The sequence below is a fragment of the Amycolatopsis sp. NPDC059657 genome (genome assembly GCF_042734395.1).
Taxonomy (GTDB): domain Bacteria; phylum Actinomycetota; class Actinomycetes; order Mycobacteriales; family Pseudonocardiaceae; genus Amycolatopsis.
This window is the reverse complement of sequence record NZ_JBHWEB010000010.1, coordinates 127,934-140,342: the sequence shown is the minus strand read 5'-3', so window position 1 is coordinate 140,342 and position 12,409 is coordinate 127,934. Positions and strand designations below refer to the sequence as shown.

Annotated in this window: 9 protein-coding genes; 5 read left to right on the top strand and 4 right to left on the bottom strand. The window is 67.1% G+C overall.

The genetic code is table 11. The annotated features are described in order from the left end of the window. Positions 1–927, top strand: a 927-nt coding sequence (locus ACFV15_RS08300; RefSeq protein WP_378349509.1) for an IS1380 family transposase, incomplete at its 5' end; no start/stop codon positions are given. Positions 928–1,251: 324 nt separating this feature from the next. On the opposite strand, the gene ACFV15_RS08295 is transcribed toward ACFV15_RS08300, so the two are convergent. Continuing rightward, the gene (locus tag ACFV15_RS08295; protein WP_378349508.1) at positions 1,252–1,794 is read right to left on the bottom strand and encodes an HdeD family acid-resistance protein; all 543 of its coding nucleotides are present in this window, start codon (positions 1,792–1,794) and stop codon (positions 1,252–1,254) included. Between the two features lie 96 nt (positions 1,795–1,890). On the opposite strand from ACFV15_RS08295, the gene ACFV15_RS08290 reads away from it, so the two are divergent. Further along, positions 1,891–2,232, top strand: a complete 342-nt coding sequence (locus ACFV15_RS08290) for an STAS domain-containing protein (RefSeq protein ID WP_378349507.1) — start codon at positions 1,891–1,893, stop codon at positions 2,230–2,232. Here ACFV15_RS08290 and ACFV15_RS08285 read toward each other — a convergent pair. Further along, complete coding sequence (locus ACFV15_RS08285; protein ID WP_378349506.1) at positions 2,216–3,208, bottom strand: AraC family transcriptional regulator; 993 nt, start codon at positions 3,206–3,208, stop codon at positions 2,216–2,218. The two genes, ACFV15_RS08290 and ACFV15_RS08285, sit on opposite strands and share 17 nt — an antisense overlap. A gap of 163 nt (positions 3,209–3,371) precedes the next feature. On the opposite strand from ACFV15_RS08285, the gene ACFV15_RS08280 reads away from it, so the two are divergent. The 3 genes from ACFV15_RS08280 to ACFV15_RS08270 all read left to right on the top strand — a co-directional run bounded on the left by ACFV15_RS08280 (position 3,372) and on the right by ACFV15_RS08270 (position 10,392). After that, a complete protein-coding gene (locus ACFV15_RS08280) occupies positions 3,372–4,952 on the top strand; it encodes an alpha/beta hydrolase (protein ID WP_378349505.1) in 1,581 nt (526 codons plus the stop codon). 815 nt (positions 4,953–5,767) lie between these two features. After that, the gene (locus tag ACFV15_RS08275) at positions 5,768–8,593 is read left to right on the top strand and encodes an AAA family ATPase (protein ID WP_378349504.1); all 2,826 of its coding nucleotides are present in this window, start codon (positions 5,768–5,770) and stop codon (positions 8,591–8,593) included. A 938-nt stretch (positions 8,594–9,531) separates the two neighbouring features. Beyond that, positions 9,532–10,392, top strand: a complete 861-nt coding sequence (locus ACFV15_RS08270; RefSeq protein ID WP_378349503.1) for a helix-turn-helix domain-containing protein — start codon at positions 9,532–9,534, stop codon at positions 10,390–10,392. Between the two features lie 4 nt (positions 10,393–10,396). On the opposite strand, the gene ACFV15_RS08265 is transcribed toward ACFV15_RS08270, so the two are convergent. Next, positions 10,397–10,666, bottom strand: a complete 270-nt coding sequence (locus ACFV15_RS08265; RefSeq protein WP_378349502.1) for a PqqD family peptide modification chaperone — start codon at positions 10,664–10,666, stop codon at positions 10,397–10,399. Positions 10,667–10,814: 148 nt separating this feature from the next. Next, positions 10,815–12,398 (bottom strand): MFS transporter, encoded by a 1,584-nt coding sequence (locus ACFV15_RS08260; protein WP_378349501.1) that lies wholly within the window; start codon positions 12,396–12,398, stop codon positions 10,815–10,817. Positions 12,399–12,409 lie beyond the last annotated feature (11 nt).

Genomic DNA, 12,409 nt, shown 5'->3' with positions numbered 1-12,409 from the left:
GTCTACGGGCATGGCAAGGACGGTGCCGGGTTCTCCTATCAGGGTGTCCGCGGCTTGAACCATCTCATCGCCACGGTGTCGTCCCCGGTTTGCGCACCGGTGATCCTCACCGCGCAATTACGCCGCGGCAACACCGATTCCCGCCGTGGCGCGGTCGCGATGCTGCGCGAGGCGATCAACCTCGCCCGGCGCGCCGGAGCCACCGGCATGATCGTGGTGCGGGCGGATTCGGCGTTCTGCACCGGCCCGATCATCGCCGCGATCCGCAAAGCGGGCGCGCATTTCTCGGTCACCGCCCGGAAAAACGAGCCAGTGAAGGCTGCCATCGCCTCCATCGCCGACGACGCGTGGAGCACGGTCGAATACCGGCACCCCATCCTCGACCCTGAGACCGGTGAGTGGATCACCTGCGCCGAGATCGCCGAAACCACCCACACCGCGTTCACCAACCCCACCAGCAACCGCGGCAGATCGGTGACCGCGCGGCTGCTGGTGCGCCGCACACCCCGGTTCACACGCACCAAACAAGGTGAGCTGTTCCGGATCTTCCACTACCACGCCGTGTTCACCGACACCCGCGTCGACCTGCACACCGCCGACACCTGGCACCGCGGCCACGCCGTCATCGAACAGGTCTTCGCCGACCTGCACGACGCCGCACTGGCGCACTTCCCCTCTGGCCGCTTCGCGGCGAACCAGGCCTGGCTCACCCTCGCCGTCCTCACCCACAACCTGCTCCGCGCAGCGGGCTGCCTGACCAGCATGTTTCACGCCAAAGCCCGCACCGCCACCCTCCGCAGACAGCTGATCAACATCCCCGCCCGCATCACCACCAGCGCCCGCCGCATCACCCTGCGACTACCCGCGAACTGGCCCTGGCAGCACCACTACCAGGGCCTTTTCACCGCCACCCACCGACAACCCTGACCCCCCACCCCGACAACCGGACCACAGTGGACACACCGGATGCAACGCCGGCCACATTCCCCTGCCCGCACAACCACCACAAGATCAGCAACCACGAAAACGATCACCAGAAAACAACCGGTGGATCCAGGCTGAGCGACGCGAACGCTCCGTTCACCCCGCCCGGCCCCGCTCCAGAACTCGTGCAAAAGCGACAATACTGGACAAAAGGCGTCGATATGAGTCCTTGTGGATATTTGCGGGGCATTCCGAGCGAAGGTTGCTCTTCGCGAAGCGAAGTTCCCCTTCCTGAGGCGGCCGAGCGGCTCTTGGAGCAGATACGAGTCAGACGCCGGAGTCGACGGTCTTGGTCAGCTTGTGCACGCGGTACCCGAGCAGCAGCAACGCGATCCCGTACAGCAGCGCGAACACGCCCAGCACCGCCGCGATCCCGATCACCCCCGCGATCGGCTGCAGCAGGATCACCAGGCCCGCGATCACCGAAAGCCCGCCTGCGAGTCCCAGCCACACCTCGCCCTGGATCTGCTTGCGCAGCCGGATGGCGGTGACGATCTCGCCGAACCCGGTCACCACGGCCCACGCGCCCGCCATGATCGCCAGCGCCAGCACGGTGATACCCGGCCACGCCACGGTCACCACCGCCAGCACCACGCCGACCGCGCCGGCCAGCCCGGTCGCCGGGGTCACCTGCTTGCGGAAGGCCGCGACGAGCAGCCCGATCCCGTCGATGAGCGCGTAGACGGCGAACAGCACCGCCAGCCCGAACACCGTGGCGATCGGCCAGATCAGCGCCAGCAGGCCGAACAGCACGGCGAGCACGCCGCGCGCGATGAGCATTCCGGTCGTTTCCCTGGCCAGTACCAGCATCCGAACCTCCAGTCGATCGCGCGCGATGGATAGAAGCTAGCGCCGTGCGGATAGTGCCGCCCGGCGGAACAGCTCATGCTCAGCCTGGTGGGTGACTTGAGCGTTGCCGTGGAAGACGTGAACGACGGTGTGCGGGTGCTGAGCCTGCGCGGGGAGCTGGGCCGCCAGGCCGCGCACCTGCTCGACAAGGCGCTGCTCGAACTGCTCGACCACCGTCCCCGGTTGCTGATCTTCGACCTGTCCCGCGTGTCGTCCGTGTGGCCGGACGGGCTGCCGGTGCTGCTGCGGCTGGCGTGCACGGCGGCCGAACTCGACGTCGGGTGCTGCCTGGTCGGCGCCGATCGGGCCGAGGTGACCGAACGGCTCGAGACGACGGGCTGGCTCGACCTGTTCGAGGTGCACGAGTCGATCCGTGACGCGGTCAGCGCCCGCGGCTGAGCCGGAGCGTCTCCGACGGCAGCTCGCCGTACTTGGCGCGGTACACCTTGGCGAACCGTCCCAAGTGGACAAATCCCCAGCATGCCGCCGACGCGGTCACCGTCGTGCCAGGCGCGCCGGCGTGCAGTGCCGCGTGGACCCTGGCGAGCCGGATCTCCCGCAGGTAGTTCATCGGCGAAAACCCAGTGGTGCGCTGGAAACCGTCGTGCAGCGCGCGGACGCTGAGCGCGACCGTGAAGGCGAGCCTGGTCGGTGTCCACGGCTGCTCCGGCTGATCTTCCAGCAGCTCGACCGCGTGGGCGATCGCCCGATTCGGCGCGGGGCGGTGTGGCGCGACGAGCTCGGCCGAGTAGTTGTTCGGCTGGCCGAGCAGCAGGCCGTCGAGCATCAGGTACCTCACGGTCTCCGCCGCCAGCGGATGGGAGAGCAGCCCGTCCGGCCGCCGCGAGTCGGCGTCGGCCAGCCGCAGCGTCTGCAGCCAGGCCCGGCCCGCCGTCGTGGTCAGGTCCAGGCCAGGACGGAACTCGACCGGCTTCGGGGCCGGACGGCCGAGCAGCCGTTCCAGCGCCGAGTGGACGGAGCGTGGCGGGAACTGCAGGCAGACCTGTCCGCAGCCGCCGCCCCAGCGGATCGCGGCGGCCACGCCCGGCCGGACCACCGTCCCCATCGCCACGGTGCCCGAAACCGGCTCCGTCCCCGCCGCCGTCGACTCCGCGCGCCCGGACAAGGGGACGGCGATGTGGTAATCGGTGGTTTCGGGGGTGGCGAGCCGGACACCCTGGTCGAACGCGATGAATCCGGTGGTGACCGGACCCAGCCGCAGCAGGTTGAGCCGCATGCCGAGCGGGGCTGGGCGGCCGAGGTACTCCGCCTCGACGGGCAGGTACGTCGCCGTCAGCGCTGCGCGCGCCTCGTCGAGGTCGTCCGTGCGTAGCAACGGATGTGTGCTGAACGCTTCTTCGGGCCCAGTCGTCATGACCGTCCCAGAATATCCCTTTCGGCCAGTGCCTCTGTACCGATGCAGAGCGGCCCTCTTTTTTCACGCCTATATATAAGGGCGGCGCGCGACGGGCCGGATGATCACCACCGGGCTAGGGTTCATCCCGCTTCCAAGCACACACCAGGTGGGGAGAAATCTCGTGAAACGTCTTGTTTTCGCCGCGGTGGCCGCCGCGACGCTGGCCTCAGGGCTCGTCGCGACGCCTGCCGTCGCGGCGCAGGCCGCCATCGCGTGGGGACCGTGTGACAATCCGGTCCTCGTCAACGCCGGCGCCGAATGCGGCTACCTCGAAGTGCCGCTCGACTATCGCAAACCGTCGGGGGAGAAGATCCAGCTCGCGGTCAGCCGCGTCAAGCACAAGGTGCCCGACGCGCAGTACCAGGGCGTCATGCTCACGAACCCCGGCGGTCCCGGCGGATCCGGGCTGACGCTCGCCACCCGCGGCACGCGCGTGCCGAAGCACGCGGGCGACGCCTATGACTGGATCGGCTTCGACCCGCGCGGCGTCGGCTCCAGCAAGCCCGCCATCTCGTGCGACCCGAACTACATGGACTACAACCGGCCGAACTACGTGCCGGTCACGCCGCAGCTGGAAAAGGTCTGGCTCGACCGGTCCAAGGGCTACGCGGACGCCTGCGCCGCGAAGAACAGCAAGGCACTGCTGGAGAACATGAAGACGACCGACACGGTCAAGGACATGGACTCCATCCGCCAGGCGCTCGGCGCGAAGCAGGTCAACTTCTACGGCTTCTCGTACGGCACCTACCTCGGCCAGGTCTACGGCACCACGTACCCGGAGAACGTGCGCCGGATGATCCTCGACTCGACCGTCGACCCGCGCAACGTCTGGTACCAGGCCAACCTGAACCAGGACGTCGCCTTCGACGTGAACCTCAACATCTGGTTCGGCTGGGTCGCCTCGCACGACGACGCCTATCACCTCGGCAAGACCAAGGCCGCGGTCAAGCGCGTGTTCGACGAGCAGCTGCTGAAGCTGTCCTTCAACGCCGCCGGCGGCGTCGTCGGGCCGGACGAGTGGCTCGACGTCTTCCAGCAGGCCTCGTACTACCAGCTCCGCTGGCCGGTACTGGGTGACGCGTTCGCCCGGTTCGTGAACAACGGCGACTGGCAGAACATGAAGACGCTGTTCGAGAACTTCGGCGGCCGCGGCGACGACAACAGTTTCGCGGTGTACCTCGCGGTGCAGTGCACGGACGTCCAGTGGCCCGCGTCCTGGCACCAGTGGAAGATCGACAACTGGAGGACCTTCAGGAAGGCTCCGTACCTCACCTGGCAGAACGCCTGGTTCAACGCGCCGTGCCTCTACTGGCCCGCGAAGGCCGCCAAGCCGGTCCACGTCGACGGCCGCGGTGTGGAGAGCGTGCTCATGATCGACGAGACGCTCGACGCGCCCACGCCGTACGAAGGCAGCCTGGAGGTCCGCAGCCGGTTCCCCGGCGCCTCGCTGATCGCGGAGCCCGGCGGCACCAGCCACGCCATCACGCCGCGCGGGAACGCCTGCGTGGACGACAAGATCGCGGACTATCTGCTCACCGGCGCGCTGCCCGTCCGCAAGCCGGGCCGCACGGCGGACGTCGAGTGCGCGCCGCTGCCGTTGCCGGTCCCGCTGCCGCCTGCCCCGGCGGCCGCAGCCCGGTCCGCAATGCCCGATTTGGCGTCTTCTGACGCTGTCATGGGCATGCGGACGGGTAAGCACTAGCGAACACTGAGTATTCGGCGCGAGCGTTACGAAATCCAATTCGTAACGCTCGCGCCGAGTCGTTTTCGGGCGCTTGACAGATATGTGTGGTCGCGTGTTTCGGTCTGCTTTCGGCCCTTACCCGCGGCGGCAGGCACTGTTCGGCCGTTCGGCCTATCGGGACCTTGAGTACTTTTCGCGTTTTCGTGTTGGATGGTGGATTATTACGGTGTTTCGATTCACGTAACAACTCGGAACGTGAACAAGACGTATCGCAGAGTTCCTATCGATTCAGTGAAAGAAGTGTGAACCCAGGTTTGCCTAATGTCGGTTTTGGTGATCTTTCAAGAGAACTGGCAGCAAAACGTCATCAGTTCCCGCCGAGGGTCCTTTCTGGACGCATGTGTATCTTGGTCTGGACCAGAGGCCCGGTCCCCGGCGCGCGGCGCGAACCTGTCGTGCTGCCGGACAGATTCACGTCCTGGAGGGGGGGGCGGTTGCTCACCCCCTCGCCGCAGGTGGCGCCAGCTTTAGCGGGGTTTCATGACGGTGTTTTGCCAGGCGGCGTCCCAGCGAGCGGGGCGCAGTTGATATTCACCCACTTGGCATAGTCGGCGGGTAACTGTCCAACCACACCTGGTATTACTGGTGCGCACATCGACCCGAACGACGAAAAATCGATCACCAATCACCCTCGACCGGTAACATAAACCTTCACGGTCTCACTCTTATGGGGCTAAACTCGGCTATGGCTGGACAGGGCCGGGTCAGGCGAAGGTCGACATCGGCGTAGGTAATCACCAGTGCGCATAATGGGCCTTTTGGGGGTTGACCGCATGGCGTTCGCCGAACACCGCGACGCAATGGACGTATTGCAGCGTCTACTCGCCGAGGCTGCCGACGGGAACGGCCAACTCGTGTTGGTCGGCGGTGGCCTTGCCACCGGCAAGACCGAGCTATTGCATGAGTTTTCACGCTACGCAATCGATTCCGGAGCGTTGTTACTCACCGCTACCGGATCGCGGGCCGAACGGGCCCTGCAGACCGGCGTGATCGACCAGCTCTTCCACAGCTCGGGCCTCCCGACCGAAGTCGCGGACCGTGTCCTCAAGCTCATCACCGCCGATTCACTCGCCGAGGGGGACGCGAACACCGACGTCTCCACCATCCAGCACACCGGGGTCAAGGTCGTTCACGAGATCTGCACGGCGTTGCTGGAACTCTCGCGCGAGCGGCCGGTGGTGATCGGCATCGACGACGTCCAGTTCGTGGACAGCTCGTCGCTGCAGCTGCTGCTGTATCTGCGGCGGCGGATGAACTCATCTCGGGTGCTGATGATTCTCAACGAATGGGAGCGCCCGCAGCCCACCCTGCCGCTGTTCCGTGCGGAGGTGACCCGCCGGGAGCATCACCTCGTCCGGCTGGAGCCGCTGACCGAGCAGGGCGTCGCCGACCGTGTCGCCGCGGTCGCCGACACGGACAAGGTGGCGGCGGTCGCGAAGTTCTATCACGACGTCAGCGCCGGCAACCCGATGCTCGTCAACGCCCTCATCGAGGACTACCGCGCGAGCACACCGACCGCTGAAGGCGAGCCCGCTGTCGGCGTCGCCTTCGGTCGTTCCGTTCTCGCCTGCCTCCACCGCTGGGAGCCACGGCTGCTCGATGTCGCGCGCGGTCTCGCCGTGCTCGGTTCCGAAGGCACGCCCGCGATGATCGGCCGCCTGATGGGCATCAAGTCCGAAGCGGTCGTGCAGGTGATCGACATTCTCACCGCGGCGGGACTGCTCGGCAACGGCAAGTTCCGGCACACGGTGGCCGAAGCCGCGGTGCTGGACAGTCTCTCGCCGGACGAGCGCTCGCGCATGCACATCAGCGCTGCCGGGCTGCTCTATCAGAAGGGTGCGGCCTCGTCCGAGGTCGCGCGCCACTTCATCGCCGCCGACAAGGTCGTCGGCAGCTGGTCGATCGCGGTCATGCGCGACGCGGCCGAGCAGGCGGTCGTCGCCGACGACGTGAGCCTCGCCGTCCGCTGCCTCGAGCTCGCGCTCGACGCCAGCACCGACGAGCGCGAGCGTGTCGAGGTCACCAAGGCGCTCGCCAGGGTGGTCTGGCGGATCAACCCGTCGGTCGCCTCCCACTATCTCGAGCCACTGCGCGTCGCGGCCCGCGACGGCAGGCTCACCCGCCGCGACGCGGTCACGGTGATCCGGAATTCCCTGTGGCAGGGCGACAAAGAGACCGTCCTCAAAGGAATGGAGGTGCTCGACACCTCCACTGGCGTCGCGGACCTCCAGCTGGCGGCCGAGCTCCGCGTCGCCTACCAATGGTTCTACGGGCTCCCGTGCGCCCACTTCCGCAACGTCGACGACGACCCGTCGCCGCCCCAGCCCGTCCCGGAGGGCATGTGGTCGGGCGCGGCCAACACGCTCGGGATGAGCAACTCCAACACCCAGCGCGCCCGCGAGGCCGCGACGGCCAGCGCCGAGCACATCCTGCAGAGCTGCCGCCTCGGCGACACCTCGCTCGAGGTGCTGGCGACAGCGGTACTTGCCTTGGTCTACGTGAACAAGGCAGGCAAGGCGGCGTCCTGGGTGGACGCGCTGATGGACGAGGCCGTCCGCAGGCGCGCCACGACGTGGCAGGCCATGCTAGGCAGCATCAGGGCGGACATCGCACTGCGCCGAGGCCAGCTCGCCACCGCGGTCCTGCACGCCGAAACGGCGCGCAACCTGTTGCAGGCCCAGAGCTGGGGCGTGCTCATCGGCTACCCGCTCACGACGCTGTTGCTCGCGAACACCGCGATGGGCAGGCTCGACGCGGCAGCCGAGGTGCTCAAGCAGATAGTCCCGGACGCGATGTTCTCCACGCTGTTCGGCCTCCGCTATCTCCGAGCCCGCGGGCATTACTACCTGGCGGCCGACCGGGTGCTGGCGGCGATCAGCGACTTCCAGACCTGCGGCAAGCTGATGCGCGAACGCGACCTCGACGTGCCAGGGCTCGCCCCCTGGCGCAGCGATCTCGCCGAAGCCAACCTCCAGCTGGGCCGCAAAGCCGTCGCCCGCGAACTGGTCGCCGAGCAACTCGAGCGCTCGGGCCCGGTCGACTCCCGCACCCGCGGCATCTCGCTGCGCGTGCTGGCGGCCTCGAGCGACCTCCCGCAGCGTCCCGCTTTGCTGCGTCAGGCCATCGAGTGCCTCCAGATCTCCGGCGACCGCCTGGAGCTTTCCCGCGCACTGGCCGACCTGAGCCAGGTCCACCAGGAAATGGGCGAGTTCGACCGAGCCCGCATGATGGCCAGGCGTGCCGCCCAGGAGACGAAGGCCTGCCAGTCCGGAGCCTTGCCACCTCAGCAACTCCCGCGCGAGCGTTCGGCGGGCGAGGTCGTCAAGGAAGCCGACACCCAGGCCGACATCTCGGGCGCCCCGATCCTGTCCGACGCCGAGCGCCGGGTCGCCTTGCTCGCGGCACTGGGTCACACCAACCGCGAGATCGGGCGCCGCCTTTACATCACGGTGAGCACGGTCGAGCAGCACCTGACCCGGGTGTACCGCAAGCTGAGCGTCCACAGCCGAGCGGACCTGCCCGCCGGGCTTGCCCTGCACGGCGTCTCGGAGATGGTGGACGCCGACGGGAGTGCCGTGGACATGAGCAACACCTACTGAGCCCCTTCGGGTTTGGCTGAAAGCCGGGATCTGGACTTTCGTCCGGGTCCCGGCTTTCGAGGGATCGGCGGTGGCACTCCGGACAGGCCGCGAGTGGTAACTCTGCTCCGGCCAACGGAGCAGAGTTACCACTCGCGCATGCCCTTTCGCGGCTGAACAAGGGGAACCCCTCGCCCACGATCTGGCCAGGCGAGACCAGGGGTCGTGAGTGTTTAGACCGGTTAGAACCGGCCGTACCACTCACGACCCCTTGGCGGACTGTATTCCGCGAGCGAGTGGAACCTCTGCTGCGTTAGACGCAGCAAAGCTTCCACTCGCGCAGTCCTACTTGGTCGCCCCGCGGTCCCACTCGCCTGGAGGGTCGGGTGCCGGTTGCCCGAGCGCTGGGGCGGATCGTATACACGCGAACCCCGATTTCTGGCCATCCAATGGCCCGAACTCGGGTTTCGCTTGTATACCAACGAAAGTTGGCCGGGATCGGCGGTGTGGCGCCCTAGTCACCCCGACCCATGCGCCCACGCCGCCAACCCCACGCGCCCCGTCCTCGCGCAGTCCTGCTTGGTCGCCCCGCGACCGCCGTTGTATGCAAGCGAGAGGAGGAATCTGGTCACTCAACGCCCAGATTCCTCCTTTCGCTTGCATACAAGCAAAGTTGACCAGGATCAGCGGCGTGGTGCTGTCGGCACGACACAAACGCCCCGTTTGAAACGCTCAGGGTGACATGAGCCCCGTTCATGCGCTCACCGAGCCTGCGGCTGGATTTGCCAATACCATTGCTCTACCTCCTTTCGCTTGCCCCTCAACCAAAATCCTTTGTAGATCGATCCTTTGTGGACTCGAAAGCCGCCGTGGAGCGCTTTGATATCCTGCACTCAATATATAGTGGCCTAGGCCACCTGGCGAGGTCGCGATCGGGTGAATCAGGGAGGGAGGCCGACATGATGCGAAGGCCCATTGGACGGCGTCAGCTCGGGTCGGAGCTGCGGCGGCTGCGGATCGAGGCGAAGCGGCAGCAGCGGGAGATGGCCGAGGTCATCGAGTGCGACGCGAGTCAGATCAGCAAGGTCGAGCGGGGCGAGCGGACGCTCAAAGCCTTGGAGCTCAACGCCTTGCTGGACTTTCTCAAGGTGCGCGGTGACAAGCGGGACGAGATGCTCGCGCTCGGGGAGGAGGCGAGGAAGCGGCAGCCGAGGAAGACCTATTCGGACATCCTGTCCGGCACGTTCCGCAGGCTCGGGGATCTGGAAGAGGACGCGAGCGAGATCTACTGCTTCGCGGATCAGCTGATCCCGGGACTGCTGCAGATCCCGGACTACATCAGGGCGCTGGTGGCGGACTCGATCTACCGCACCAACGCGCCGATGGAGGCGGAGATGGAAGCCAGGATCACGTTCCGGCTGGATCGGCAGCGGGTGCTGGAACTGGAGAACCGGATCAGTTTCCTGATCGGGGAGTCCGCGCTGCTGCGGCCGGTCGGCGGGCCTGCCGTGCTGCGGAGGCAGCTGCTGCACGTGCTGGGGGTGATCGACGGGAAGCCGTGGATCACCGTGCGGATCGTGCCGCTGTCGCTCGGGGTGCATCCGCTGCTGGGTGGCGCGCTGTCGGTGTTCCGCTTCTGCCCCGGCGTGGACGATGTGGTCCACCAGTCGACGGTGTTCGGCGGCGGGGTCTACCTCGATGAGGTGAACGAGACCCGGGAATGCCTGCGTGCCTTCAAGAGCTGCCGCGAGCGGGCGCTGGGTCCGGCGGAGACCCGGCGGCTGTTGCTGCGGCGGGTGCGGGAGCTGGCTCCCGGGTAGCGGGTCACGACGCGTTGTGCAGCAGACCGGCGTCGGTGAGCTCGTCGACCCACATCTCGATGTCCGCCAGTGTGTTGGCGGGATCGGTCCGCCACAGGTTGGCGAGCATGGTGGCGGCGGCGCCGGTCTTGCCGTCGTGCTGGCGCAGTGCGATCCAGATCGCGGTGCCGACCCCGTTGCATTCGAAGCGCTTCTCGGTCAGCGTCGAGAAGAGCTGCAGTCTGCCATTCTGTGAGACCGTGACCTTCACTCCTGGAACCGGTCGGACTGGCATCGTGATTCTCCTTTGAGGGGAAGGAAAACGTGGTGTGAACGAACTTCGGCCACCGCAGGGTGTTCCCGCGGTGGCCGAAGCTCCGGGTGGGTCGTACGGGGCGGGCCTGGGGGTCGACTACTAGGTCGCCCGCCCCGTACGGCCCGGCTTATGCGGTGACCAGGTCCCTGGTCTCCGTGGTGTTCTCGACCGAGTAGGCGTCTTCGGCGCTGACCTCGGGGGTGTTCTTGATGTGGCGCAGGAAGATCAGGGCGGCGATGGCGGCGGCGAAGACCACGACGGCGGCGGTGATCGCGGCCGGGTGCATGGCCGTGACGAAGGCTTCCTGTGCGACGCGGAACAGGTTGTCGCCCTGTGCCTGCGGCAGCTTCAGCGCGACGTCGTGGGCGCCACCGAGGGTCTGGCGGGCCGCCTCCAGCGTGCCTTCCGGCAGACCGGCGGGGATCGTCTTGTCCATGGCGGGGCCGAAGAAGCCGGCGCCGATCGAGCCGAGCACCGCGATGCCCAGCGCGCCACCGAGTTCCTGGGCGGTCTGCAGCAGCGCCGAGACACCACCGGCACGCTCGGCCGGAGCGGTCGCCACGACCATGTCGGTGACGATCGAGAGGACCACGGCGATGCCGACACCGCTGAGCACGATCGCGGTGATGACGAGCGGGATGTTGTGCTCGGTGGTGACCTGGGTGATGAGCAGGAAACCGAGGGCGGCGACGGTGAAGCCGGCGGCGATGATGTAGGCGGGGCGGGTCTTCTGGGCCACGATCGCGGCGATCGGGGCGACGAAGCTGACGACGACCGGGGCGGCCAGCGTCCAGAGCGCGGCCTCCAGCGGCTTCATCCGCAGCACCTCCATGAGGTACTGGGTGGAGAAGATGCCGAAGCCGATCATCCCGAAGAAGCAGACCAGGTTGCAGGTGATGGACGGGCCGAAGCCGCGGGACTTGAACAGGGTCAGGTCGATCATCGGGTCGGAGCTGGTGACCTGGCGGCGGATGAACAGGGTGCCCAGGATCAGGCCTGCGGCGATGACGGCGCCGGGGACGGCGAAGGTGTGGTGGACGGCGATTTCCTTGAGGCCCCAGATGATGGCCAGCACCGCGGTCAGCGACAGCGCGCCGCCCAGCAGGTCGAACTTGCCCAGGTTGGGGGAGCGGTACTCGGGGATCAGGACCGGGGCGAGCACCAGCAGCAGGACCATGATCGGGATGTTGACGAGGAAGATCGAGCCCCAGTGGAAGCTGCTCAGCATCAGGCCGGAGACGACCGGGCCGAGACCGGCACCGGCGGACAGGCCGACGGACCAGACCGCGACGGCCTTACGGCGCTGCTTGGGGTCGTGGAACATGTTGCGGATCAGGCCCAGTGTGGAGGGCATGAGGGTCGCGCCGCCGATGCCCTGCAGTGCGCGGGAGGCGATCAGCATTTCGGGGCTCGTGGAGAAGGCGCAGGCGACGGAGGCGGCTCCGAAGAGCACCGTGCCGATGATGAGGAGCCTGCGGCGGCCGATCCGGTCTCCGAGGCCGCCCATCGTGATGAGCAGGCCTGCCAGCACGAAGCCGTAGACGTCCATCATCCACAGCTGCTGGGTGCCGCTCGGCTTGAGGTCGGCGGAGATCGAGGGGACGGCGAAGTAGAGAACGGTGATGTCCATGGCGACCAGGAGCACAGGCAGGATCAGCACGGCGAGCCCGATCCACTCCTTGCGTCCGGCCTTGGCTTCTGCAGTAGTCATGCCAAGAACCA